Here is a 24,471-nt window from a genome sequence, read left to right on the forward strand (position 1 = left end):
GTAATTACTTTAATACCGACCAAAGTATTCAAGAGAAAAATAATTCCAACTGCCTTATTGAAAAAGCACATTTAAAGTTATTGTTTAATATATTATTAGTGCATTTTTATTGAATTACCGTCACATTATTTCATTATCCGGTTTTTATTTACGGTTAAACCAGACAAAGATATCTCCGGGTTGTTTGTGTCAACGGCAAACCTGTTGAAAAACAGGGACGCAAAGCTTCCGGCCTAAGGAATATATTTCTAAGGTAGCGGGGTTACCACAAATATCTGGTTTCACTACGCGTAAACCAAATAGGATTGTTGCACTTACTGCTCGTTTTTTAATAAACGAAGGTAAATACCATGAAACAAAACACCTATCTGTTTGTTGCAGGCACAACGCTTGCGATAACCGGGGCATTCCTGCCCGTTTCCGCACTGGCCAGCGAATTGATCGTCGTCCAGCAGAGTCAAACTCAAGCGCCACAACCGGCACCGGTGCAGACGGAGGTCATCGTCGACAGTGCCTCGGCTAACTGGTCAAATCTATCGATTAAAATCACCAATACATTGGCACAGGATGCTGACATCGACGGCATGGTTGTCACATTTGTCTCTCCACAAGACGTCACTTCCGTGTGGGGGAATTTCGGCGGCATCAGTTATCCGAACAACATAGCGGTCAACTCTACACCCACTGCCGAGGGCAAGTTCCTCATTCAGGTTACCACCACGTACTCAGACGACAGTTGGATCAACAGCATGTTGGCCGTCGGCGGAGCGATCTCGCTGCAATTCGGCTTGGGCGTCAATGCCACCCCAGAGACCATTCAGGACGTCAAAGTTTTTCTTGATGGCGTTGAAACTGGCGATGGCCAAATCACACTCACGGCCCCTACCGCCCCCGGAAGTGACGTCACCGACCAAAAGGCCACTGCAACATTATCTGGCCCCAACGGATACCAGCAATCTTTCTCGCTCGACTGGCAATCGTCTACCACAGTCGACGCACTCACTTACGGTGCCTACATCCTCGATGTCAACCCGGTGGGAGCTTACCCAGCCAAACCCGCTCGTCAGGAGCAGACACTCACCGATGAGAACCACCAAGCTAAGTTGAGTTGGGGGTATGGCGAAGCCATCTACCCGGCCAGCTTCCGTTTGACACTCCCTGCAAACGATCTGGTGGATAGCACAACCCTAACCATGACAAACGCCAGCTCTGGTGAACAAAGCTATTATCAGGCCCCTTACGGCCGTGAAACGCTGGTAGACAGCCTGGCACACGCGACGGCTTACCACGCAGAACTAACCGGTTACCGGCTCAACAACCTCCAGCACACACTGTTGATGAATGGCGAGCAATCCTTTGAATTTGTGGCCGATAAAGATCAGATCGCATCGCCAGATGTGACTGAAACTACTCAGCCCGTCGATACCGCCAATTTTATCGAAACGTACATTCAGCTTCAGGGATTACCGGTCAACCAGAGCACAACTTTGACTTTGGTCCACAGTGAGCAGGATATCTATCAGCACCCGCTACAAAGCGGCGGTCCAGAACGCTTTGATCTGTTGCGTCCAGGCAACTACACCGTATCCGCTCCTGTTGTTGAAGTTGATGGTAAACGCTACCTGTTGGCCACCACTTCACTGGTGATCAGTGAAGCGGGTATCGCGACCGTGCAGTTTGTCGAACAAACGGACGACCAAGCCAACATTCTGGCCCCATACAAAGACACCAGCATCAATGCTGACTGGGCTAATGGTGGAATGGAAAGCCTGGTGGACTTGGCTAATCAATCCGGCAACAAACACTTTACTCTTGCCTTTGTGCTCGGCAGCGAGTGGAACCCAGACGTCTGCGAAGCGCTGTGGGGAGGCCAACCCGACATGAAAGTTTCACAACAATGGGGCAAGAAACAGATAGACGATCTGCGCGCGGCCGGTGGAGACGTGATCATCTCCTTTGGTGGTGCGAACGGACGTTACCTGTCACAAGCCTGTGCGACGGAAGACTTGCTTTATGCCGAATACAAAAAAGTCATCGATACATATCAGGTGTATCACCTCGATTTTGATGTAGAAATGGGCCGCGAAAACGATGCTGCGGCAATGGCACGTATGGTTGGTGCACTGACACGTTTGCAGGCCGATTACCCGCAACTGAAAGTGAGTTTCACCCTGGCGGCAGCGCCAGATATCATCCGTGGGTTTGATGAAGTGGTTGTCCCTGCTGCCAAAGCCGGCATCAATATCGACAGCGTCAACCCGATGACCATGAGCTTTGGTCAGTGGTATCACGACACTTACGTTGACGACACAGCAGAGCTGGCGATTCTGACCGTCGAGTTTTTGAAAGATAAAATGGCCGTGCTCTACCCGGAACTCGACGAACAAGCGCTGTATCAAAAACTCGGTATGATACCGATGCAAGGCCTGAACGATCTGACCGTCGATTCGATATCCCTTCAGCAAGCCGAGCGTCTGGCAACCTGGTCCAAAGAGAAGAACCTCAAATACCTATCCTTCTGGTCCATCAACCGTGACCATTCGTGCAATGATGCCTGGGCGTCAGCCACCTGCTCAAGTGCCAAAGACGGCGTGCCGTTCCAAAGTGAATCATGGCAATATTCAGAGGCCTTTCTGAAATTTATTAAGCCGTGATTTTGTGCGTCACTTTGCCAGCTGGCAGTGATGTCTGACTCTCCGTCCCATCCGGTATCGTGCACGCGATACCGGATTTTTCACCTCGGGGCCGAATCCGGTGTCATCCAAACCAAGAAAACGTTGACCATTGGTCTGCCCACGCCATACTGTCTAGCGGGTCCATCATCATCGCGACGCAGCAAATCGTCCACAGACCGGGAAACACAACAATGAAAATTGGGGAACTCGCGCAGCAAACGGGCTTGACGCCATCACGCATTCGCTTCTACGAAAAAATTGGCCTGTTGACCACCGTGAAACGCACCGGTAATGGTTACCGCACTTATCCGCCTGAAGCGATCATGGTGCTCAATATGATCACCAGCGGGCAGCAAGCCGGGTTTACCCTGGATGAACTGCGCGCACTGTTGCCCGCCGATTTGTCACAATGGGATCATCATCAACTACTGACTACACTGCAACAAAAGGTCAAAGATCTGGAAGACATTGAACGCAAAATCGCGACGAGCAAAGCGCGGTTACTGGAGATATTGCGGGAAGTCGAGGCCAAGCCCGAGGACATGGACTGTGCAACCAATGCCAAGCGGGTTATGTCTCAGTTTGGTTGGAATATTTTGCCGCATCAGGACGACGATAAAAGCCAGTAACCTGCCGGTTTATCGAATTCGTTCAGTCATTCCCGTTTCCCATCGATTTGCTCTCGCCCGTGAACAAGGCACTCGCTTCTTTGCACTCAGGCTGAGATAAAGCTTTACTTACCCACACAATGGACCGTTACAATTTTGCTTAACCTTAAACATAACTTTAACCTTAGGATGCTCGCTAGCAGATACAGTGACCACTCGGGAGAATGACATCATGCAAACCATACTCGGTGCAAACGGGCAAATTGGTCGCGAGCTGGCGAACAGCCTTAAACGCGAATTTACCCAGGATATTCGCTTGGTGAGCCGACGACCTCAAAAAGTGAATGAGAGCGATGAGCTTTTTCAAGCCGACCTGCTTGATCCGGTCCAAACACTGCGAGCGGTCGAAGGTTCAGAGATTGTGTATCTGACCGCAGGGCTCCCGATGGACACGCAATTGTGGGTTGATCAGTGGCCAGTCCTGATGCGGAACGTGATCGCAGCTTGCGAAACGGCTGGTGCGAAGCTGGTTTATTTTGACAACACTTACATGTACCCGCAAACCAGCGAACCGCAACGTGAAGACGCAAGGTTTGCCCCAAACGGCGAAAAAGGTAAAGTCCGGGCTCAAATTACCGAGATGTTACTCGACGCAATGAATCGCGGCTCTCTGACCGCAGTGATCTGTCGAGCTCCGGAATTTTATGGCCCGGGAAAAACCCAGAGCTTCACCAACACCACGATCATAGAGCCATTGTTGAACGCCAAACCGGCCAAAGTGTTTCTGCGTGACGATGTCAAACGCAGCCTGATTTATACCCCGGATGCCTGTCGGGCAATGGCTCTGATCGGTAATACGCCTGACGCATACGGCCAAACCTGGCACTTACCTTGCGATGATAATCGATTGACGTACAAACAATTTATTTCTCTGGCCGCAGAGACGTTCGGCGCTCAACCGACTTACCGGGTCATCAAACACTGGCAATTAAGGTTGGCTGGTCTGTTCAACCGTACCGTTCGAGACGCGGCCGAACTCCTGCCCCGTTATGGTGAGGACAATATTTTTGTCTCCGATAAATTTAAAGCTCGTTTTCCAGAGTTTCAGTTTACACGCTTTGAACAAGGGCTAAAGCATATCCTCCGTGAGCGACAACAAAAGCAAAACGCCGAACCAAAGCAAGCCTAATCCCCGTCACAACTTGCAGGAGCAATAACCATGACACAAGCAAAACCCGACCTTCAACACGCCCGTTGGCTGATTTACGGTGCTTACGGTTATACCGGTGAACTGATTGCACGTGAAGCGGTTCGGCAAGGATTGCGCCCCTTGCTGGGGGGAAGAGACAAACAAAAAACACAACGTTTGGCGAATGAGTTGGGATTAACCGCCCTGACTTTTGGCCTGGATGACTCCGACACCGCAGCGCAACAATTAAGTGGAGTGTCGCTGGTGTTAAACTGCGCTGGTCCATTCTCATCGACGGCGCATCCGATGATGCGGGCCTGCCTTGACGCGGGTGCACACTATCTCGATATTACTGGTGAAATCGCCGTATTCGAGTTGGCGCAGCGCCTGAACTCGCAAGCTCAGCATGCCAATGTGGTTCTTTGCCCGGGCGTCGGTTTTGATGTTATTCCAACCGACTGCCTTGCAGCGGCGCTCAAAGAAGCTATGCCAGATGCCACCTATTTGTCGTTGGGGTTTGATTCCCGCTCTGGCTTTTCTCCGGGTACGGCCAAAACCTCGGTCGAAGGCCTGGCCCAGGGCGGGAAGATTCGTCGTCAGGGCGATATCGTGACCGTTCCACTGGCTTATGAAGTCCGCCGGATTGATTTTGGCGACGGTGAGAAGCTTGCCATGACCATTCCCTGGGGTGATGTATCGACCGCTTACTACAGCACTGAGATCCCCAATATAAACGTCTTTATCCCAGGCTCACCACGCCTGATCCGTAACGTTAAAAAAGCCAATTTTGTTCGCCCTCTCCTTGGTTGGCGCTGGCTTCAGGCTCTGATTAAAGCACGAATTGAAAAGACCGTCACAGGACCGAACGAGCAACAGCGTGCGCAACTGCCCACCTATGTCTGGGGAGAAGTGACCAACGCTAAGGGTGAACGGAAAACCGCACGAATCCAAACAGCAAACGGCTACAGCCTGACCGTTACAGGCGCACTTGCTGTGGTGACGTATCTGATGCAGCACCGTCCTGCTGGTGGCAGCTACACTCCCTCCAAGTTAATGGGGAAATCGTTGGTCAATCAGCTACCCGGCTCCGGGGAAATTAAGATTGGAACGTCATGACCGACAGTCTCACCGATGGATAAAAATGACAAGAGTAAATAATCAGACGTAACGATGAGACACTCATCACAATGCACTCATTTCAGTAAATTTGCATAGAGATTCAGTCGTTATAAATTGTGTATTGCCGCTAGCATTCACATTCATGTTAAGTCAAAACGGAACGCGCAATGAGTAGTAACAGCATCTTCCCTAAAGGGTCGGTCGCTCATGAAAATGAGTTAAAGCCGACCCCTGCCAATAATTCCAACGCAGACGCGGGTAACTTTTTCCCAAAAACGTCCATTGCTTATGAAAATGAAGTACGCGCGAACCGGGTCACGCCAGGTGCGGGGCAAGGCTTTTTACCGTCAAAGAAATAATAACAGCCAAGTAGATTACCTTCAGGCGTCTATTTAAAAAACCAAGACACAAGTTCTTGGTTTTTTCTTCATTTCCGGGTGTATCTCAGCGCAGTTAGGCGGAAAGCTCTCGCCGTACGATTTCGGCCCCCGCGCTTAAAGCGTCAAGCTTGGCGGTGGACACTTCGCGGGACAACGGAGCCATACCACAGTTAGTACAAGGGTAAAGCTTGTCCGCATCAACGTACTTCAATGCTTCTCGCAATGTGTTCGCGACTTCCTCCGGTGTTTCGATATCATTGCTCGCCACGTCAATCGCACCCACCATCACCTTCTTGCCGCGAATCAACTCCAGCAGTTCGATAGGTACTCGCGAGTTATGACATTCAAGCGATATGATGTCGATATTCGACTTCTGCAGTTTCGGGAACACTTCTTCATACTGCCGCCACTCTGAACCAAGCGTCTTTTTCCAATCGGTGTTGGCTTTAATGCCGTAGCCATAGCAAATATGCACCGCTGTTTCACACTTCAGTCCTTCGATTGCGCGCTCTAAACACGCAATCCCCCACTCATTGACGTCATCAAAGAAAACGTTAAAAGCGGGCTCGTCGAATTGGATGATATCCACCCCCGCGGCTTCTAACTCTTTGGCTTCTTGATTAAGGATCTTGGCAAACTCCCAAGCCAGCTTTTCGCGACTGCCGTAGTGAGCATCGTAAAGTGTATCGATCATGGTCATCGGGCCAGGCAGCGCCCATTTGATAGGCTGCAGAGTTTGCTGGCGCAAGAACTTCGCATCTTCGACAAACACGGGTTTTGTGCGGCTGACCGGGCCAACGACGGTGGGTACGCTCGCCTCATAACGGTCGCGGATCTTCACCGTTTGACGGTTTTCAAAATCCACGCCGCTTAGGTGTTCAATAAACGTGGTCACAAAGTGCTGGCGGGTTTGCTCACCGTCACTAACGATATCCACCCCGGCCCGCTGCTGTTCTTGCAAAGAGACGCGCAAAGCATCGCGTTTGCCATCAATCAATTCTTCGCCTTGCAGCTTCCAAGGTGACCACAGTGTCTCAGGTTCAGCCAGCCAAGAAGGTTTAGGTAAGCTTCCTGCCGTAGAAGTCGGTAATAGTTTTTTCATCGTCATTTCGTCCAGGTTTTTGTTATCGGTTACGCGTAATTTGCAGACCATTGTTCAAGGAGCGATTGATAAGGTTTGATAAAATACTCCTCGGCAAATTTGCCTTGTTCAATCGCAAGTTGGCTGCGCTCTTCACGGTCATACACGATTTGAGTTAATGAGTGGTCCTGGTTCTTTAAGTTTGGCTGGTAACAGTTACCGGCCACCGCATTGGCATTGTAGATCTCTGGGCGATAAATCTTTTGGAACGTCTCCATAGTGCTAATGGTGCTGATTAGCTCCAGGTTGGAATAATCATTGAGCAGGTCACCCACGAAGTAAAACGCCAGCGGAGCCACGCTGTTCGGTGGCATAAAATAGCGAACCTGCAGGCCCATTTTCTTGAAATACTGCTCGGTCAACGACGACTCGTTGGGCTGATATTCAAAACCCAACACCGGGTGCTGATTGTCGGTGCGACGATAAACTTTATTGTCCGACACACTCAGACAGATCACAGGAGGCTTTTTGAAATGCTGTTTGTACGATTCTGAATTGACGAAAGACTTGAACAGTTTTCCGTGCAAATCGCCAAAGTTATCTGGAATACTGAACTGAGGCTGGTTCTTGTTGTGGTCCAGTAACAGCACACTAAAGTCATAATCACGTACATAAGAAGAGAAGTTGTTCCCGACAATGCCTTCTATGCGCTCGTCGGTCTTGTGATCAACGATGTTGGTTTTCAGTACTTCAATTGATGGGAAAGTTTCACCACTGCCTTGGATATCCATATCCACCGAGATGATCTCTAGCTCGACAGAATAACGGTCACCATTTGGGTTATCCCAATGAGCCAACGCATTGAAACGATTGTCGATCATTCGCAGTGCATTGCGTAAGTTCTCCTGGCGGTAATTTCCTCGCGCCAAATTGGCGAAATTCGTCGTGATACGCGTGCTGTCTGATGGCTGATAATGCTCATCAAAGCAAATGCTCTTAATAGCAAAGGTGAAATCGTTCTTCATAGTGAGTTGTATCCTATTTCCTTAGATAAACGCTGACGGGTATCTGATTCTTGTTATGGGATAGTTCTGTTTTTTGATATTCCCAATCGTTAGCCTGGCTGCATTTATGGTCCATCGCCTACGCAGAAGCGGCCGTAACGCGGCTTAACGCCAGAGCAGTCTTTTACTTATACGTGCTTCACTGATTGAATAACATTGGTTTTGTTTCACATTGAACATGAAAAACATTCATGATTGGCAGGAGGAACTTGAAAGTTCGCTCCATATGCAGCGTAAGTCGGGACATGGATGTCACGACATCGCTTTAGGCGTTTGGGGGGACTGGTTGTCCGGAGACATGCTCCACGATGAGTGTTGCCAGGGTGCTCAATGCGTGCGTGTTTTTAGGAGTAAGTTCAAATGATGCGTTTAGGCGAAGGCAATGGTTATATTGCTCCGTCAGGCTGAACATTTTTCCTGGTGCGATACTGATGTTTTCTTTTAACGCTTGCTTGTATATCGGCAAAGCATCGATATGGGGCGGGAGCTCCAGCCACACAAAATACCCGCCGCGCTGACTGATAATGGTGACGCTGTCCGGCAGTAACGTTCGAAGCAGCTCCGTCATCTTGCTTTTACGTTCGAACAATTTTTTACGCAGCTGTTTAAGATGCGATTCGTAGTTGCGACTGGTCAGATAATGCACCAGCGTCATCTGAATCGGAGTGCTGGTTGCGAGCGTACTCATTAACTGCAGCTTTTGGACATCCAGTGCTCGTTTTCCTGCCGCCACCCAACCAATACGCAGCCCCGCAATCAGTGACTTGGAAAACGATGAGCACAGCAGGGTGTTGCCCGTATTATCATACATTCTGAGCGGACTCACCGAATCATTCCCAACGTACAACTCACTGTATACATCGTCTTCAATCACTGGCACATTATAGCGCTGAACAAGCTCAACCAGCGCTTGCTTCTTCTCATTGCAGAGCGTCACCCCCAGCGGATTCTGAAAATTCGACATCAGCCAGCACGCTTTCACATCGTGGGTTTGCAGCGCACGTTCCAACGAATCCAAATCTATCCCCGTGATGGGATCTGTTCTTATCGAAAGGGCTTTTAGCCCTAACCGTTCTAGCGTTTGCAAAGCCCCGTAGAAAGCTGGGGACTCCACCACAACCCAGCCTCCTGGCCTGGTACACACTTGCAGGCTGAGTGTTAATGCTTCTAATGCGCCTGCGGTAATGACAATTTCATCTGGTGAAATCTCTATCCCTTTTGCGCTGTAACGCTGGGCAATAATGGTGCGTAGCTGCTCATTACCCGGAGGTAAGTTATCAAACGTGGCGGAAATTGGCATGTGCCGAGCGGCTGCGCTCATGGCCCGATTGACATGGTAACGCGGGTATAAACCGGGGTCAGGATACGCGAAGCCGAAGTTGGTCATCGCCGGATTCTTGCTGGCTTGCAACACGTCAAATATAAACCCGTTGATATCAACCTGCTCCGTCCACGAGAGTGCAGCAGGGACATGGTTTTCATCTGTCCTTTGCACATTCGGTGCGACCCGGTAACCAGAGCGAGGTTGTGAGACGACCCAACCTTGTGACTCAAGTAATTGATACGCGTGCAATACGGTCATTAAACTCAAACCTGAGTGTTCGGATTGTCGACGCAAAGACGGAAGCTTATCTCCGGCGCTCCAGATCCCGGACTGTATCTGCCTCTTAAGCTGATCAACCAGTTCTTGATACTTCGCCAACACCCACTCTCCATCACAACGTTCAGCACAAAATCATAACACTTAACAAAACCATCTGTTATAGATTTATCGTAAAGCTCTGTATCTACCTCCTTGACTTATCACCTTTTAAAATGGCCCATTCATTACACTTATAAGCCCAAAGGAAGTTTCATGTTTGGCCTAGATGCATTCATGCTGGCAAGGATACAGTTTGCCTTTACCGTCTCCTTTCATATTATTTTCCCCGCCATCACCATAGGCTTGGCCACTTACCTGGCTGTCCTTGAAGGGCTGTGGCTAAAAACCCGGGATCCGGATTATCAAAAGCTCTACCACTTCTGGTCGAAGATTTTTGCTGTGAACTTCGGCATGGGGGTGGTTTCAGGACTGGTGATGGCCTATCAATTCGGTACCAACTGGAGTGGCTTCTCTGATTTTGCCGGTTCCATCACCGGGCCACTATTAACTTACGAAGTCTTAACCGCCTTTTTTCTCGAAGCTGGCTTTCTCGGCGTAATGCTGTTTGGGTGGCATCGTGTGGGTGAGAAACTGCACTTTTTCGCGACCTCGATGGTTGCACTGGGCACCATCATTTCAACCTTCTGGATCCTCGCATCCAACAGTTGGATGCAAACTCCTCAAGGCCACGAAATCATTGACGGACGCGCAGTGCCGGTCGACTGGTTTGCCATCGTTTTCAATCCTTCATTTCCATACCGTTTAGCCCATATGAGCGTTGCCGCGTTTGTCAGTTCAGCGCTGTTTGTTGCCGCCGCCGCCGCATGGCACCTGCTAAAAGGTAACCGCTCTTCTGCCGTAAAGAAGATGTTTTCTATGTCACTGAGTGTGCTTGTGCTACTGGCCCCGCTTCAGGCTGTTATCGGCGATCTGCATGGACTCAACACCTTAGAGCACCAACCTGCCAAAATCGCCGCCATCGAAGGGCACTGGGACAACAGTGATGGAGAAGCGACTCCGCTCATTCTATTTGGCATGCCAAACATGGCCGCAGAAAGAACAGACTACGCCATCGAAATTCCACTCTTGGGCAGTCTGATCCTCCGTCACAGTCTGACTGACCCCATCCCGGCACTGAAAGAGTTCCCTGTAGACGAACGACCAAACTCTCCAATCGTGTTTTGGTCTTTCAGAATCATGGTCGGGCTTGGCCTGTTGATGATATTTCAAGGGCTCTACAGCATGTGGTTACGCAAAAAACACACCCTTTATACCTCAAACGGGTTCCTCAAATTCTCATTAATGATGGGGCCTTCAGGTCTGGTTGCGATACTCGCCGGCTGGTTCACCACCGAAGTTGGCCGTCAGCCGTGGGTCGTGTATGGGGTACAAAAAACGCGTGATGCCGTGTCGTCCCATGGCGACTTACAGATGAGCATCAGTCTGCTGTGTTTTCTGGTTGTCTACAGCATGGTATTTGGCTTCGGCTACTACTACATGATCCACCAGATCAAGAAAGGCCCTGACGTCATAGAGCACGATGAGCATGACATGGCCACGGTTTCAGGTCGCATTTAGCGTCGCCAGAGAAAAGTAAAGGTAAAGAATATGCATTTTGATTTATCCGTGATTTGGTTTGCGATCATCGTTTTCGCAACCCTGATGTACATCATCATGGACGGATTCGACTTAGGGATTGGCATACTGATGCCTTTCGTCAAAAACGAGCAACAAAAAGACGTCATGGTCAACAGTGTGGCTCCTGTCTGGGATGGCAATGAAACCTGGATTGTGTTGGGAGGCGCGTCTCTGTTTGGCGCTTTTCCGCTCGCGTACGCCATCATTATTGAAGCGTTAACCATTCCTTTAACGCTGATGTTGATCGCGTTGATTTTCCGTGGTGTCGCTTTTGAATTTCGCTTTAAAGCCTTGGAAAACCACCTTAAGTTCTGGGACCGATCTTTTATGGCTGGATCGATTCTGACTACGTTTTTCCAAGGCATTGTGGTTGGTGCTGTGATTCAGGGCTTTGATGTGGAACAACGTGTGTTTGTCGGAGGACAACTGGACTGGATGGCACCCTTCCCGATCTTTTGTGGATTTGGCTTGCTCGCCACTTACGCGCTTTTGGGAAGTACTTGGTTGATCATGAAAACAGAAGGCGAGCTTCAGAAGCGCATGTTTGGCTTCACCAACACAACGTTAATGGCGATGATATCCGCATTGGTCATCGTAAGCGTCTGGACGCCACTGGCGTATCCGTCCATTGCCCAACGCTGGTTCTCGTTGCCAAACTTATACTATCTGATTCCCGTCCCTGTGCTGACCGGACTGGTATGTTTAAAAATTGCCGATTCGGTGAGAAAACGCAAAGAGCGCAGCCCGTTTATGATGGCATTAATCATCGTTATCCTCGGATTCGCGGGGCTTGGCATCAGTATCTGGCCGAATATTGTTCCACCTGGTATTTCTATCTGGGATGCTGCTTCACCCGCCAGCAGTCAGAGCTTTATGCTGGTCGGAGCCATGATCATTATCCCGGTCATTCTGGCTTACACCTTCTGGAGTTACTACGTATTTGCTGGGAAGGTAAAAGAAGGCGAAGCGTACCACTGAACAACTCGTAAAGGACCTTGAATGAAAATGAAGATATGCTTTAGCCAATGGGCTTGGATGATTGGGATTTGGGTGGCAAGCGTTGCCGCACTGGGCATTGTGTCTGCACTATTCCGCCTGATGATGACGGCTGCAGGTTTTAAGTCGTAAACCCCAATAACCTACTCAAGTTTCGAATAGAGAAACTGGAACGGCTCAGATTGATCTTGTGCCACACAACTTTGACACTCTTTTGTTAATATAGAACGAGTTCGATTCTGGCAAGTTGTACAAACGTAGTGGAAAACGGTAAACATCCTCTCATAGTGCTAAGGAGGAGAAAAATAGTCCACTAGAGGAAGTTTGCAGAAACAATCACGCTTTTTTCACTCAGACGGTGTACTTCAACCCAGTTTATTTTCAAAGAGGGAGAAGAAATATACACTTTTTCGCCAACAGACATCTTTGCGCTTATATCTTTAAAAGGCAGGTAGGTAAGTTGATAGTCTTTTATTGCAGGTTCATAACAACGTATTCCTTCCTGCTGCAGCATACAACCTGGTTCAATTACCGAGCCAGAAAATGTAATCGTGCTTGCGTGTATTTGAACATAAGGTGCCCCTAAAACAGATAAAAGTCCTATGAAAAATAACTGCTTGATAAATCGTCTAGGCCTCTTCATATATGAAATCTCTTGCTTTCTCTATATGAGCTTTAGTTTGGTTCATCATTTTAAAAAAACAAGAAAGAAACAAGTTGTTTACAATATCAACAAAACATTGCCAATGTTCTATATTAACGATCAGGGACAAATCCGTCACCTCGAGATCTCATGCATAAAAGATCGCGCGTCAGATCCGAAGTAAAATTAGGCGTTGATGACGGCTGCAGGTTTTAAGTCTTAATACCTATCACATCCCCCCAGATTCAAATAGCAAAACTGGGGGGCACTGGGATGATTGGTTAGAGAGCATGATCAAAATATGTGTACGCATCTACATATAACTACACTTAGCACTTAACGTCTGCCATTTCCTAACCTGAAAAAACAAGCTAAACCCAGAAACGGCTCCAAGTACGGCGAATGTAAACCACAACCAGCCAGCGTCAAAGCCGGGTAAGTCCAGCAGCCAACCTGCACACCAGTTTCCGATAAACGCAAAAAATCCTCCGATACAAGAATTAAGACCATAATAGCTCGCCAGTTTCTCAGGCTCCGCAAAATTTGGGACATAGGCACCGATCAGCGGATAAACCATCATAGAGCCGCCACTCAGCAGGATTGCACACAACACAAACGGTAGTGGCAACCAAGGCTCAAAACGCATGTTCAAAACTAGAAAGGCACTTCCCATCAGAGCCATACCGATTCCCATACCTTTAGCGACACCAAGAGTTTTATCTACCCAGTAACTCACTGGTAATTGCATTAGCACTCCCATCAAGGACGATATCATAAATACCCAAGTGATAATGGAAGGACTGCCCGTTTGAGTTTTAACCTGATGGGGAATGGCAAGATAAAGCTGATGAAACAGAATCTGATATACGCTCGCGGCCATCACAAAATTGAGAAATGGTTTGTTCTTCAGCATCAACCACCAATCACGTAAAAAGCTATCCTTGTCTGTACGATTAGGAGCCAAAACATCTCTAGGCAGGTAATACCACTGAAGCAAAAACAAAAGGCTAAACACGCTAGCGGCGGATAATCCAACCCACATAAAACTCGCAAAAAATAAAGCAAGACCAATCAGAGGCCCAATTAACATACCCGCTTCCTTTGCCAGATTCTGCAACGCAAAGACTCTATGACGCTCACTGGCATCAGGGTACTCAGAGGACAAATATGCCTGACTGCTCGGCGTAAACAGGGCACCCGCAAAGCCTGTACAGAAAGCGCCCAATATGATAACGAAAACGTGAGAACCGACACCCAAAAGAAAGAATCCCACGATACGTACAGCGCAGCCCCAAAGTATCATCCGTTTGTAGCCGAACCTATCGCCCAACGTGCCACCAACCAAGAACAAACCTTGCTGACTGAGTACACGCAGGCCAATAATTAAACCAATGTACCAGCCATCAAACCCCAGATTCTGAAGATGTTCAGCCAGATAGGGCAACAACATGTAAAAGCCGAGATTAAAACTAAAACTGTTAAATACCAGAACACGACCAGCAGCTGATAGTAACCGCCAATCATTAATGAAATGGCGCAACCTCATTTAAGCGGCCTTTTTTGAGCGTTGAGTACGGACAAAAGGCACGCCACTTTCATCGGTGAACACCTGTGCTTCCACGTTGTATACTTCCTCGACCAACGTTGACGTCAGAATCTGCCTAGGGTGTCCACTAGCAATTAACTCCCCTTGCTTTAGCACTAGCAGATTATCCGCATACTGCGCGGCCAGGTTGAGGTCGTGTAACACCATCAGACTGATGCATTGCTTTTCACCAGTTTGACGAACCAGATGTTCCAGCAATATATGCTGATGATGCAAATCGAGCGCACTGACAGGTTCATCTAACATCATAATCGCCGGATCTCGCATCAAGGCTTGCGCGAACAAAACCATCTGGCATTGACCGCCGCTGAGGGTATTGACGCTGTGGTTAGCCAATTGAGAAATCCCTATGTTATCGAGAATCTGTAGTGCTTGATTGAGCGTTTTATCATCGACACGCAGACTCAGAGCATCCAATCGACCTAACAAAACGACTTCAATGACAGTCAAATTGACGTCTAAGTTAATATCCTGAGGCATGTAACCAAATTGGCTTCGCCATTGTGCCAACGACTTATTGGACAGCAAGTTACCATTATAAGCTATATCACCACTGATAAGATTAACATCACCAAATAAGGTTTTTAACAGAGTACTTTTTCCCGTACCGTTTGGCCCAAGAATCGCGGTTATCTGCCCCGGTTTTAAATCAAAACTCATATCGCGAGCTAAAGTAAGTGAACCAAGCTGAATATTTATCTTTTCTACAGTTAGCATGTATTAACTACTCCGCTTGGTAATAATGAGCCAGAAGAAAAACGGTACGCCGATAATTGCAGTGACAATTCCGATAGGAAACAAAGCTCCGGGCACAATCAATTTAGACAGGACAGAAGCCGTAGATAGAAGAAAGGCACCAATTAAAAAAGAGAGCGGTAAGAAAAAGCGTTGATCTTCTCCCACCAAAATTTTCGCAATGTTTGGAGCAACAATCCCCACAAAACCGATGATCCCCACAAAGCTGGTTATCGTAGCCGTCATCAGAGCAACGATAAACAGGGTTTTAAGACGTAACTGCCGAACATTCACCCCTACACTTTTCGCCCGCTCTTCTCCTAAACGTAACGCCGTCAGTTTCCATGCGTCTTTCATTAAAAATAAGAGTCCCAATATTACCACCGAAGAAGTAATCATCAGGTTGCCCCAGGTTGCTTTTGATAAACTCCCAAAAAGCCAAAATAAGATCTGCTGACTAAGCTCTGGTGACGATACAAACTGAACTAATGAGAGTAGAGACTGGAAAAGAAACAGTAATGCTATACCCGCTAAGATAAGCTGACCAGAGCTGATATGACGCATTGAGGCCAGAGCGAATAAGAAGCAAGCCGATAACATGCAGCAGAGAAACGCTCCGATTGGAACTGCGTAGTAACTATCTATGCCCAACGAGCCAAAATACAATGTAATTGCCGCGCCAAACCCCGCCGCCGCCGCCATTCCCAACGTGTACGGGCTAGCCATACTGTTGTTAAGAAGCGTCTGCATCTCTGCTCCACCGACACCCAAGGCTCCCCCAACAACGATTGCCATCAGTGCAATCGGTAGACGTAAATCAGTGACAATAATCTGTGTCGAACTATCGACTTGAAAAGGTAAACCAACAAACTGAAAGAGCGCATGCAAGACACTCGTAGCATCCAGCATAGATGGACCACTCATGATATCCAACACGAATGATGTCATTAAAATTAGGCAGAACATAATGAGGATCGCGATGCGTCTATACTCATGTTTTCTTTGTGTCTCAATAGCTTGTAGTACTGCTGCAGATTGCATCCGACATTACCTGACTATGTAATTGATTCGTTAATAATTGCGACTAAGCCCCACAGTAACCTAGTTCACACCCTGCTTTTGCACCACGCACATTAACAGAAATGATAATAATTTGCATACGTATTGAATTAGGAATTATGATTGGTCGTTAAGTTAAGCATTGGCTGTATGGACCATATTCATCATAAATCCAAGGATCTCATTCATGTATAAAAAGTTAATTAGCATTGCCGCCCTCATTTTTAGTGCGTCTGCGCTCGGGCAAGTCACCACTGTTACAGATATCTTGGGGAGAGAAGTCACGCTGGATGTTCCCGCGAAAAGAGCGATTGTTGGCTTCTATCCGGAAGATTATATGGCAATAGGTACTGAAAAGGCATATGACAATGTTGTGGGCATGTCTAAGTATATCTGGCAGGCACGTTCGGCTAACTGGGAACTGTACGTCAAACATCGCCCTTCTTTACAGAAGATCGCTGACATTGGCCGTATTGACACCAATACTTTCTCTGTCGAAAAAGTGATCGGCCTAAAGCCAGACGTATTGATACTGGCAGAATGGCAATACAATGGATTAGGTGAAGACATCGCACGCATTGAAAGTGCCGGTATCCCTGTTGTGGTTGTCGACTACAACGCGCAGACGCTTGAACGTCATGTTAAAAGCACTCAAATTATAGGCGTTATTACCGGTCAGAAAGAAAGAGCCGACCAAATAGCGAATGATTACCGCCATAACGTTGAAATGATTCAAGAGCGTTTAGCCTCCGCAAACGTAGCAAAGCCTAAGGTTTATACCGAATACGGCGCCGCTGGCGTCCAAGAAGTCGGCTACACATTTGGTAAAAATATGTGGGGAGCGATAGCCACCATGGCTGGTGGAGACAACATTTCTGCCCCTTATGTTGAGTGGTGGGGAAAACTGAATCCAGAGCAGATCATCGCCTCAAACCCAGATGTTATTGTCATTACGGGTTATGAATCCGGCAGTTCTAGCGACTCGATGTTAATGGGTCAAGGTGTCGCACAAGAACTTGCAAAAGAACGTTTAGCCAACTTTAAAAAGCGACTGGGCTGGGCCACTATTTCCGCTGTACAGAATGATCGTATTTATGCGGCATACCACGGAGCGTCCAGAACGATCATGGATAGCGCAATGATTCAGTTTTATGCTAAAGCGCTGTACCCTGAGCTATTTAGTGACCTGAACCCTAAACAAGCGTATCTTGATTTTTATGCTAAATATTTGCCAGTCACCCCCTCTGGAACGTTTGCCATCAAACTTTAGCTAAGATAACTCAGAACACTGGCATACAGACTCAGGAACTCGGGAGCGAGTATGATTAGAACTATCGCTCCTCAACGACCTACTCGGTGAAAGCACCGAGTTCTATTTTTCGACACAATAAGCGTATCGTTTCGGTTAAAGATGCCTGAAGAAACGGCTCGCCTACCCCTAACCCCGCGTTTGTATCGCTTTCATTCCATACTCTTAATGCGCTTAATAGTCTCGCTAAAATACTTGCTGCTCCTTGTAATTCTATACAACCGACACACCTCATCGACAAATTTAATGCTCGCTCAAATCGATTCATTTTATTACTATTTTTGAATTACACTGGATAACGACAATTGTGGAGTAAAAACATGAACAAGATATGGGTAACTGGTGATGCGGTCATTGATTTAATTCCTGATGGTGAAATGCACTACCTTAAATGCCCAGGCGGAGCGCCTGCCAATGTAGCAGTAGCGATAGCACGTCTTGGCGGCAACAGCGCTTTTTTCGGTCGAGTCGGGAACGATCCCATAGGAAAACTTATGCAACAAACACTCGTTAGCGAAATGGTCGACTGCCGACACTTAATTCTGGACAGCAATCAACGCACCTCAACGGTTATCGTCGATCTGGATGATAGCGGCGAACGCAGCTTTACTTTTATGGTCAAGCCCAGCGCTGATCAATTCTTACAACCTTCTGATATTCCTGAATTTCAGCCTAACGAGTGGCTACACTTCTGCTCTATTGCTCTGGCCAACGAACCTAGCCGAAGTAGCACACTTGAAGCGATTCATCGCATTAAACAAGCGGGAGGTTATGTCAGTTTTGATCCCAACCTTCGCGAAGAGGTGTGGGACAACCCTGATGAACTAATCGAAGTGATAATGCGCGCTGTGGCTACAGCCGATGTCGTAAAATTTTCTGAAGAAGAGTTATTGTTTCTGACCACAACCACGTCAATTGAGCAAGGACTGCAAGTTTTGTCTGAGTTGTCATTGCCTCTGCTTATCATTACGCAAGGCGCCAAAGGCGCGCTGGTTGTCACCTCAGCTAATCAAATGTTGGTCAGCGGAAAAGTCGTGAAACCCGTGGATACCACTGGTGCTGGTGATGCTTTTGTGGGAGGTTTGTTGTATCAGCTGTCGAAGAGTGAGCAATGGCAATCAAGCGATTCTATCACTAAAGCGGTCCATTTAGCCCATGGCTGTGGCGCTCTTGCAACCACGCAAAAAGGAGCAATGACGGCACTCCCCGCCCAAAGAGAGCTACACAAATTTCTCAGCGAATAATTCTGAAACTTCCATTCAGGCGAGCCTTATGCTCGCCTTTTTGATGATCAGGAATACGTAACTTAGCACATACATCCAGCTCACAAATACCATCCAGAACGTGAATTGGATAAAAGTTTTCAATTAACAATCGGGATCGTTCCCCATTTATTGGTTACAGTCCTACCTAACGTAATGAGTGATAGTTATCAGACACCGAGGAAACATGAACTGATAATTTTCGCTCAAGCATCCACGCTGCTTTGTGATTTATTGGGAACGTTTGCAATTTCTCGAATTTATCATCCAATGTGGAGAAACATTCTAATGAAGACTAAAGCATTAACGCTGGCTGTTGCCGCAGCCCTCTTACCTGCCTCTGTCGCCAGAGCTGAGTCCGATATCACAACGCTGGAAGCACGTATCAACGATCTGGAATCACGCCTAGCACAAACTGAGCAAACCGCGCAGCAGGCGCAAGAATCCGCGTCTTCGTTTGAGTTCCATGGCTACGCTCGCGCAGGCCTTTTGATCAACGACAATCTCAATGGCGCAACAGGCACTGGCCCTTACATGACCGCCGCTGGCGCGCTGGGGGCACCAGTTGGCCGCCTAGGCCTGGAAGATGACAACTATCTTGAAGCCAATCTGATTCACAACCGAACGCTTGATGACGGCTCGACCGCCCGCTTTCGCATTATGTTGGCTGACAGCGTCGAGACCAGCAATGACTGGACCGCAGACGACAGCCAACTCAACGTGCGTCAGGTGTATGCCGAGTTAGCTAACTTGGGCTCATTCTCCGGTGCGTTTGAGCACTCGACCTTGTGGGCAGGTAAACGCTTCGACCGCGATAACTTTGACATCCACTTTTTTGACTCTGACATTGTGTTTCTCTCTGGTACCGGCGCTGGCATATACGATGTGCAGTTTACCGACAGCTGGAAAGCCAACTTCTCTGTCTACGGCCGCGACTTTGGTGAAATCGACAGTTCCAGCACTGATATCGAAAACTACGTTGCAACCATGAACAACCGTTTTGGCAACTTCCAACTGATGGTCAGCGGCATGACTTCGTCCGATAACCAAGGCCGCGACACCGACAGCGCTTCACCAAGCAAACGCGCAGAAAGCGGTGTGCATGCTCTGTTTGCCTATCATGGCGAGAGTTTCTATGGCCTGAGCGACGGTTTCTCAAAATCCGGGATTCTCGTCGGTCAAGGCCTTGGAGCAGAACTGAAAGGCATCGGCTCAAACGGCGACCTGAACGAGGACGCCAAAGCCCTGCGTCTTTTCAGCTATGGCGTGACCCGCTTTGCGGATAACTGGCGCATCGCCCCTGCCGTCATGGCGGAATACAGTCAGGATCGCATCAAAACCAATGATGAGTTTACATGGGCCTCAGTCAACGTTCGCCTCGCGCAGGAGCTGACCCGAAATTTTGAAATGGTGTATGAAGGTTCTTACCAGTACATGGATCTGGATAACAGCGTCGATAAGGCCAAAGGCAACTTCTACAAAGCGACGATTGCCCCGACCTTCAAACTGGCAACGTCAGCGGGCTTCTTTGACCGCCCGGAAATTCGCTTGGCGGTGAGCTATGTTGACTGGAGCAGCGTGCTGGATGACTACGCAGTCAGTCTCGATAGCGATGTCAACACCATGGGCAGTGGCGGCGAAACCGTCTTTGCCCTGCAAATGGAAACCTGGTTCTAAAACCATGCCTCTATCAACCCGGCCTCGGCCGGGTTTTTTGTTGCGTTAAAGATAGCAAGCCGTCAGTTGCAGAGCCGAAAAGAGCCAGCTAACCTTTAGTCTGGGTTTACAATTAGGTGGATGAAATGGGCGAAAAATCAGAATATTACGAAAGAGTGGCCTGCCAACAATGCGCGGCAGAGCGTGCGTTGGACTTCGACTTTACCATGGCATTTCAGCCTATTATTGACTGTCAGGAGCAACGTGTATTTGGCTACGAAGCACTGGTGCGAGGTCTCCACAATGAGCCTGCTCTCATGGTGATAGCGCATGTAACCGAAGAAAATCGCTACCTCTTTGACCAGCAATGCCGCATCAAGGCCATTTCTCTTGCCGCAAGGCTGGGTATTGACGGGATACTGAGTATCAACTTTTTGCCCAATGCGGTCTATCAGCCGGAACGCTGCATTCGCACTACCCTGGAGGCGGCGAAAACTTATCAGTTTCCCACTCAGAACATTATGTTTGAATTCACCGAAGGCGAGCAAATTGCCGACAGTCGTCATGTCAAACGCATTATCGAATACTATCAGTCGCTGGGGTTTAGAACGGCGATTGACGATTTCGGTGCCGGCTATTCGGGGTTAAATTTGTTGGCTGACTTTCAAACCAACATCGTCAAATTCGATATGGCGCTGATACGCAGCATCGATAGCGATTTCGCGCGCCAAGCCATTGTGCGCCACTGTCTGGCGATGTTTGCCGAACTCAATATTACGCCGCTCGCTTAAGGGATTGAAACGCTGGCTGAATATCAATGGCTCAAGGAAGCGGGCGTTTCGCTGATGCAAGGCTATCTGTTTGCCAAACCCGGTTTTGAGTGCCTGCCTGCGGTGAATTTTATCCGTTGATTGTTACCTTAGTCTGCAAAGACAAAAGCCACCTTTGCGGTGGCTTTTTTAGCATTCGGTGAAATCACCAACGTAATGCTTAACGCGGTGCAAATGACCACTGCATGGCATTGAGCGGGGCAAACGCTGCACTGGCAACCGCATGACGCAGCGAAATATGAGTCGCGTTTGGCGGCGTAAACACGCGCCCGGTCATTACCTGCTCACCGTCATTGATGAAGATTTCCAGCGATGAGTTGTCCGCCAGAACGCGTAGCTTCACTTCACCTGATGTCAGTGGCAGCTCACGAATGGTGTCGCCCTCGCGAATCTGGGTATGGCCTCGGTCAAAACGCAGCACGCCTTGCTCGCGGTCGAGTGTCAGCACCACAGCGTGCTCATCATCGTGCAGTAAACGCAGTTCACTGCTCCAAGGCAGCGTCACTTCCAGATCGAAGCTTTTGCAGCCAAGATCCAGCGGCTGCTCATTGAGCGTCAATGCGCGAGTCTCACCACGCAATTGCGCCAGTTCCGCAATAGGTTGTTGAATGATTTTGCCGTTGTTCCAACTCAGCTCGCGCAGCGCAGTAAACTGATGAATCCAGCCATTGTCGCAACTTGGGTGTTCAACCTCGTCCGGCAATCCCATCCAGCCGCACATCACGCGGCGGCCATCGGCGGTTTGTATCGATTGCGGGGCATAGAAATCGAATCCCGCATCGAGTTGCCAGCCTTGCAGAAAATGAAAGCCACCGTTGTCGTCCTGATGAATGCGAAAGATACGGTTCTGATGAACGATGGTGTGATGCGGGTTATCCGCACGAATTCCTTGCGGACCAAACACCATAAACTGCTCGCCCGAGAGCTCGAACCAGTCTGGGCATTCCCACATATAACCGTAAGGCGCCAGCTCTTCGCCATACAGCTTATCAAACTGCCAGTGCTGCAAATCCGTAGAATGGTAGACTGCTAAACGGCCTTGCAAATCCTGAGTCTGCGCGCCAAGCAACATATGCCACCGCCCCTGACGCTGAACCACTTTCGGGTCACGAATGTGTTCCGTGACGCCCGACGGTAACGTGCGGATCTGCGGTCCTAATTTTTCAAACTGATTATGCTCATTCAGGCGTGCTACACACTGCATCGTCTGGCGCTGACGGTCGTGGCCAAGGCGCGTGTTGCCGGTGTAGAACAGCCACAAATCGTCACCATCACTGACAGCATGACCAGAAAAGACCCCGTGGCTATCGAACCAGTCCGACGGCGTTAACGCAATGGACTGCCACGCCCAGTTCACCAGATCCTGGCTTTTAAGGTGTACCCAGTATTTATCTTTATGCTCACAGGCAAACGGATACCACTGATAGAACAGATGGTACTCGCCTTGGTGATAGATAAAGCCGTTTGGGTCATTGAGTAATCCCTGCGGCGGTGAAATGTGCCACTGTGGGCGATACGGACAAGGCGTCGGCTGCAAATACGCTGAAGCGGCCTGACGCTGCGCACTGGCGATGGTCAGACCAAGCTCGGCGAGGTCAGCATCGGAGATGTCACCACCACGCTCCATACACAGTTGCCACTCATCCAGTACTGATTCGGTACTCACTTCTTGTGGCAGTGGCTGAACACGCTCAGCATCTCGCACCGCTACCGTCACGCGCCCTACCGGGGCTAAAATTCGTTGAATATTATCGACCCCGCCCGCGAGATCAATAAGTCGCTGTAGTGACATGAACTTACCTAACATCAAATTCGGGAACGTTCTCAAAATATAAAACAAATACTAATTAGGCAAGTTTTTCCGCAATAAACTGAGGGCAAATCCAATTGAGTGTGAAGCCGGGCACAGAAGCCCAGCGACAGGGCAAAGAAAAATTTGCGTAAGATTTAGCAGGTTTCGCGTGGCACATTCTGGAAAGTGAGCACGACTTTGCTCATCTCCTGACCGCGCCCGGCAATGCGCTCCAGCAGCATTTTTGCTGCGTTTTCTCCTGCTTTATCAAAGGCATAATTGAAGGTCGATAACGAAGGTGTGCTGACATAGGCCAGTTCGTCATTGCCGACTCCGAGTAGTTTCACCTGTTCACCAACCTTCACGCCAGCTTCCTGCAGCGCTTTGATCGCGCCGACGGCCAAACGGTCGGTCGCACAAAACAGGCCATCCATTTGCGGATACGTTTTGATCTGTTCTTTGGCCAAACGATAGCCGGATTCAATCGAAAAGTCGCCACGCACATGAAACAGCAGCGGTTTATTGTGGAACGCCAACGCCTGCTCCAAGCCTTGTGAACGTTGGGCATCCACCGCAATGTCGTCACTCTGCACGCCGATAAACCCGATCTGTTCGCAGCCCGCTTGCACCAAGCGGTTGCCCGCTTCAAAGCCAACGCGTGTATCATCGTGCACCACACTCGGAATGTTATGCAGCGAGCCATCCTGTCCCACCAGCACCACCGGTACCGCCGATTGTTGAATCGCTTTGACAAGCGGCGCGTCAAGATGCGTAGCGTAAAATACGATTCCTTCGACACGCTTTTGGTTAAATATTTTAATATATTCGATTTCTTTAGCATGAACCTGATGAGTATTGGCGAGTAATACATGCTTCCCGGCCTGCTCGAAGATCGCCGTCAATCCATCCACGCCTTGGGCGGTCGCATGGGACGATACCCGTGGCACAATCACACCAATCAGGTTGGTTCTCTGCGATTTTAGATCTTTCGCCACCTGGTTAACCACGTAGCCACACTCAGAAACTGCCTTTAACACTTTGATTTTCGTAGACTCTTTTACGCCGTATTCATCATTAATTACGCGAGAGACCGTCGACTTTGACACGCCAGCCAGTCTGGCGACGTCATACAAACTTGCCATAAAGCATCCTATTTTACGTTCCAAGTGGGATTGATTGCAGAAATG

The 24,471-nt window shown here is 48.7% G+C and carries 20 protein-coding genes, 1 pseudogene and 1 riboswitch; of the genes and pseudogenes, 12 read left to right on the forward strand and 9 right to left on the reverse strand.

Annotated elements, in window-relative coordinates; genetic code table 11:
- Nucleotides 1-184: 184 nt before the first annotated feature.
- Nucleotides 185-270, forward strand: a riboswitch (cyclic di-GMP riboswitch).
- A gap of 80 nt (nt 271-350) precedes the next feature.
- The 5 genes from CAG64_RS04875 (at nt 351) to CAG64_RS23595 (ending at nt 5,950) form a co-directional block, all read left to right on the forward strand.
- Nucleotides 351-2,654: a chitinase gene (locus CAG64_RS04875; protein WP_161488916.1), complete on the forward strand. Its 2,304-nt coding sequence runs from the start codon at nt 351-353 to the stop codon at nt 2,652-2,654.
- A gap of 212 nt (nt 2,655-2,866) precedes the next feature.
- Nucleotides 2,867-3,304 (forward strand): MerR family transcriptional regulator, encoded by a 438-nt coding sequence (locus tag CAG64_RS04880; RefSeq protein WP_161488915.1) that lies wholly within the window; start codon nt 2,867-2,869, stop codon nt 3,302-3,304.
- Between the two features lie 211 nt (nt 3,305-3,515).
- A complete protein-coding gene (locus CAG64_RS04885) occupies nt 3,516-4,472 on the forward strand; it encodes an SDR family oxidoreductase (protein WP_161488914.1) in 957 nt (318 codons plus the stop codon).
- A gap of 30 nt (nt 4,473-4,502) precedes the next feature.
- Complete coding sequence (locus CAG64_RS04890; protein WP_161488913.1) at nt 4,503-5,588, forward strand: saccharopine dehydrogenase family protein; 1,086 nt, start codon at nt 4,503-4,505, stop codon at nt 5,586-5,588.
- A gap of 170 nt (nt 5,589-5,758) precedes the next feature.
- Nucleotides 5,759-5,950, forward strand: coding sequence for a hypothetical protein (locus CAG64_RS23595; protein ID WP_202599223.1), 192 nt, complete (start codon nt 5,759-5,761; stop codon nt 5,948-5,950).
- Nucleotides 5,951-6,044: 94 nt separating this feature from the next.
- Here the strand turns inward: CAG64_RS23595 and CAG64_RS04895 are convergent, their stop codons facing one another.
- From CAG64_RS04895 to CAG64_RS04905, 3 genes are all read right to left on the reverse strand, one after another.
- Nucleotides 6,045-7,073, reverse strand: coding sequence for a methionine synthase (locus tag CAG64_RS04895; protein WP_161488912.1), 1,029 nt, complete (start codon nt 7,071-7,073; stop codon nt 6,045-6,047).
- 29 nt (nt 7,074-7,102) lie between these two features.
- A complete protein-coding gene (locus tag CAG64_RS04900; RefSeq protein ID WP_021704183.1) occupies nt 7,103-8,077 on the reverse strand; it encodes a DUF1852 domain-containing protein in 975 nt (324 codons plus the stop codon).
- 304 nt (nt 8,078-8,381) lie between these two features.
- The gene (locus CAG64_RS04905; RefSeq protein WP_161488911.1) at nt 8,382-9,818 is read right to left on the reverse strand and encodes an aminotransferase-like domain-containing protein; all 1,437 of its coding nucleotides are present in this window, start codon (nt 9,816-9,818) and stop codon (nt 8,382-8,384) included.
- A 153-nt stretch (nt 9,819-9,971) separates the two neighbouring features.
- Here CAG64_RS04905 and CAG64_RS04910 point away from each other — a divergent pair, with 153 nt between their 5' ends.
- The 3 genes from CAG64_RS04910 to CAG64_RS04920 are packed head-to-tail and all read left to right on the forward strand — an operon-like array spanning nt 9,972 to nt 12,524.
- Nucleotides 9,972-11,336: a cytochrome ubiquinol oxidase subunit I gene (locus tag CAG64_RS04910; RefSeq protein WP_161451530.1), complete on the forward strand. Its 1,365-nt coding sequence runs from the start codon at nt 9,972-9,974 to the stop codon at nt 11,334-11,336.
- A gap of 30 nt (nt 11,337-11,366) precedes the next feature.
- The gene (cydB, locus tag CAG64_RS04915; protein WP_161488910.1) at nt 11,367-12,374 is read left to right on the forward strand and encodes a cytochrome d ubiquinol oxidase subunit II; all 1,008 of its coding nucleotides are present in this window, start codon (nt 11,367-11,369) and stop codon (nt 12,372-12,374) included.
- 21 nt (nt 12,375-12,395) lie between these two features.
- The gene (locus CAG64_RS04920) at nt 12,396-12,524 is read left to right on the forward strand and encodes a DUF2474 domain-containing protein (protein WP_161451534.1); all 129 of its coding nucleotides are present in this window, start codon (nt 12,396-12,398) and stop codon (nt 12,522-12,524) included.
- 181 nt (nt 12,525-12,705) lie between these two features.
- On the opposite strand, the gene CAG64_RS04925 is transcribed toward CAG64_RS04920, so the two are convergent.
- The 4 genes from CAG64_RS04925 to CAG64_RS04940 all read right to left on the reverse strand — a co-directional run bounded on the left by CAG64_RS04925 (nt 12,706) and on the right by CAG64_RS04940 (nt 16,417).
- A complete protein-coding gene (locus CAG64_RS04925; protein WP_161488909.1) occupies nt 12,706-13,035 on the reverse strand; it encodes a hypothetical protein in 330 nt (109 codons plus the stop codon).
- A 313-nt stretch (nt 13,036-13,348) separates the two neighbouring features.
- A complete protein-coding gene (locus CAG64_RS04930; protein ID WP_161448481.1) occupies nt 13,349-14,581 on the reverse strand; it encodes an MDR family MFS transporter in 1,233 nt (410 codons plus the stop codon).
- Nucleotides 14,582-15,358 carry an ABC transporter ATP-binding protein gene (locus CAG64_RS04935; RefSeq protein ID WP_161448483.1) on the reverse strand — a complete coding sequence of 259 codons (777 nt, stop codon included), beginning with the start codon at nt 15,356-15,358 and terminating at the stop codon, nt 14,582-14,584.
- A 3-nt stretch (nt 15,359-15,361) separates the two neighbouring features.
- The gene (locus CAG64_RS04940; protein WP_161448485.1) at nt 15,362-16,417 is read right to left on the reverse strand and encodes a FecCD family ABC transporter permease; all 1,056 of its coding nucleotides are present in this window, start codon (nt 16,415-16,417) and stop codon (nt 15,362-15,364) included.
- Nucleotides 16,418-16,622: 205 nt separating this feature from the next.
- Between CAG64_RS04940 and CAG64_RS04945 the strand changes: the two genes are divergently transcribed.
- The 4 genes and pseudogenes from CAG64_RS04945 to CAG64_RS04960 all read left to right on the forward strand — a co-directional run bounded on the left by CAG64_RS04945 (nt 16,623) and on the right by CAG64_RS04960 (nt 21,573).
- Nucleotides 16,623-17,705 carry an ABC transporter substrate-binding protein gene (locus tag CAG64_RS04945; protein ID WP_161448487.1) on the forward strand — a complete coding sequence of 361 codons (1,083 nt, stop codon included), beginning with the start codon at nt 16,623-16,625 and terminating at the stop codon, nt 17,703-17,705.
- A gap of 359 nt (nt 17,706-18,064) precedes the next feature.
- A complete protein-coding gene (locus CAG64_RS04950; RefSeq protein WP_161448488.1) occupies nt 18,065-18,988 on the forward strand; it encodes an aminoimidazole riboside kinase in 924 nt (307 codons plus the stop codon).
- 306 nt (nt 18,989-19,294) lie between these two features.
- Nucleotides 19,295-20,683 carry a carbohydrate porin gene (locus CAG64_RS04955; protein WP_161448490.1) on the forward strand — a complete coding sequence of 463 codons (1,389 nt, stop codon included), beginning with the start codon at nt 19,295-19,297 and terminating at the stop codon, nt 20,681-20,683.
- A gap of 125 nt (nt 20,684-20,808) precedes the next feature.
- Nucleotides 20,809-21,573 (forward strand): annotated as a pseudogene (locus CAG64_RS04960) (EAL domain-containing protein).
- A 79-nt stretch (nt 21,574-21,652) separates the two neighbouring features.
- On the opposite strand, the gene CAG64_RS04965 reads toward CAG64_RS04960, so the two are convergent.
- A complete protein-coding gene (locus tag CAG64_RS04965) occupies nt 21,653-23,284 on the reverse strand; it encodes a glycoside hydrolase family 32 protein (RefSeq protein WP_161448493.1) in 1,632 nt (543 codons plus the stop codon).
- Between the two features lie 155 nt (nt 23,285-23,439).
- Nucleotides 23,440-24,426, reverse strand: coding sequence for a LacI family DNA-binding transcriptional regulator (locus tag CAG64_RS04970; RefSeq protein ID WP_161448495.1), 987 nt, complete (start codon nt 24,424-24,426; stop codon nt 23,440-23,442).
- Between the last annotated feature and the right edge of the window lie 45 nt (nt 24,427-24,471).

The sequence above is a fragment of the Vibrio sp. V38_P2S17PM301 genome, assembly GCF_009904845.1.
In the GTDB taxonomy this organism is placed as follows: Bacteria; Pseudomonadota; Gammaproteobacteria; order Enterobacterales; family Vibrionaceae; genus Vibrio; species Vibrio proteolyticus.

What these genes read in the sequence shown, in the direction of transcription:
- CAG64_RS04875 (WP_161488916.1), top strand. Translation starts at nt 351, where the DNA reads ATGAAACAAAACACCTATCTGTTTGTTGCAGGCACAACGCTTGCGATA.
- CAG64_RS04880 (WP_161488915.1), top strand. Translation starts at nt 2,867, where the DNA reads ATGAAAATTGGGGAACTCGCGCAGCAAACGGGCTTGACGCCATCACGC.
- CAG64_RS04885 (WP_161488914.1), top strand. Translation starts at nt 3,516, where the DNA reads ATGCAAACCATACTCGGTGCAAACGGGCAAATTGGTCGCGAGCTGGCG.
- CAG64_RS04890 (WP_161488913.1), top strand. Translation starts at nt 4,503, where the DNA reads ATGACACAAGCAAAACCCGACCTTCAACACGCCCGTTGGCTGATTTAC.
- CAG64_RS23595 (WP_202599223.1), top strand. Translation starts at nt 5,759, where the DNA reads ATGAGTAGTAACAGCATCTTCCCTAAAGGGTCGGTCGCTCATGAAAAT.
- CAG64_RS04895 (WP_161488912.1), bottom strand. Translation starts at nt 7,073, where the DNA reads ATGAAAAAACTATTACCGACTTCTACGGCAGGAAGCTTACCTAAACCT.
- CAG64_RS04900 (WP_021704183.1), bottom strand. Translation starts at nt 8,077, where the DNA reads ATGAAGAACGATTTCACCTTTGCTATTAAGAGCATTTGCTTTGATGAG.
- CAG64_RS04910 (WP_161451530.1), top strand. Translation starts at nt 9,972, where the DNA reads ATGTTTGGCCTAGATGCATTCATGCTGGCAAGGATACAGTTTGCCTTT.
- cydB (WP_161488910.1), top strand. Translation starts at nt 11,367, where the DNA reads ATGCATTTTGATTTATCCGTGATTTGGTTTGCGATCATCGTTTTCGCA.
- CAG64_RS04920 (WP_161451534.1), top strand. Translation starts at nt 12,396, where the DNA reads ATGAAAATGAAGATATGCTTTAGCCAATGGGCTTGGATGATTGGGATT.
- CAG64_RS04925 (WP_161488909.1), bottom strand. Translation starts at nt 13,035, where the DNA reads ATGAAGAGGCCTAGACGATTTATCAAGCAGTTATTTTTCATAGGACTT.
- CAG64_RS04930 (WP_161448481.1), bottom strand. Translation starts at nt 14,581, where the DNA reads ATGAGGTTGCGCCATTTCATTAATGATTGGCGGTTACTATCAGCTGCT.
- CAG64_RS04935 (WP_161448483.1), bottom strand. Translation starts at nt 15,358, where the DNA reads ATGCTAACTGTAGAAAAGATAAATATTCAGCTTGGTTCACTTACTTTA.
- CAG64_RS04940 (WP_161448485.1), bottom strand. Translation starts at nt 16,417, where the DNA reads ATGCAATCTGCAGCAGTACTACAAGCTATTGAGACACAAAGAAAACAT.
- CAG64_RS04945 (WP_161448487.1), top strand. Translation starts at nt 16,623, where the DNA reads ATGTATAAAAAGTTAATTAGCATTGCCGCCCTCATTTTTAGTGCGTCT.
- CAG64_RS04950 (WP_161448488.1), top strand. Translation starts at nt 18,065, where the DNA reads ATGAACAAGATATGGGTAACTGGTGATGCGGTCATTGATTTAATTCCT.
- CAG64_RS04955 (WP_161448490.1), top strand. Translation starts at nt 19,295, where the DNA reads ATGAAGACTAAAGCATTAACGCTGGCTGTTGCCGCAGCCCTCTTACCT.
- CAG64_RS04965 (WP_161448493.1), bottom strand. Translation starts at nt 23,284, where the DNA reads ATGTCACTACAGCGACTTATTGATCTCGCGGGCGGGGTCGATAATATT.
- CAG64_RS04970 (WP_161448495.1), bottom strand. Translation starts at nt 24,426, where the DNA reads ATGGCAAGTTTGTATGACGTCGCCAGACTGGCTGGCGTGTCAAAGTCG.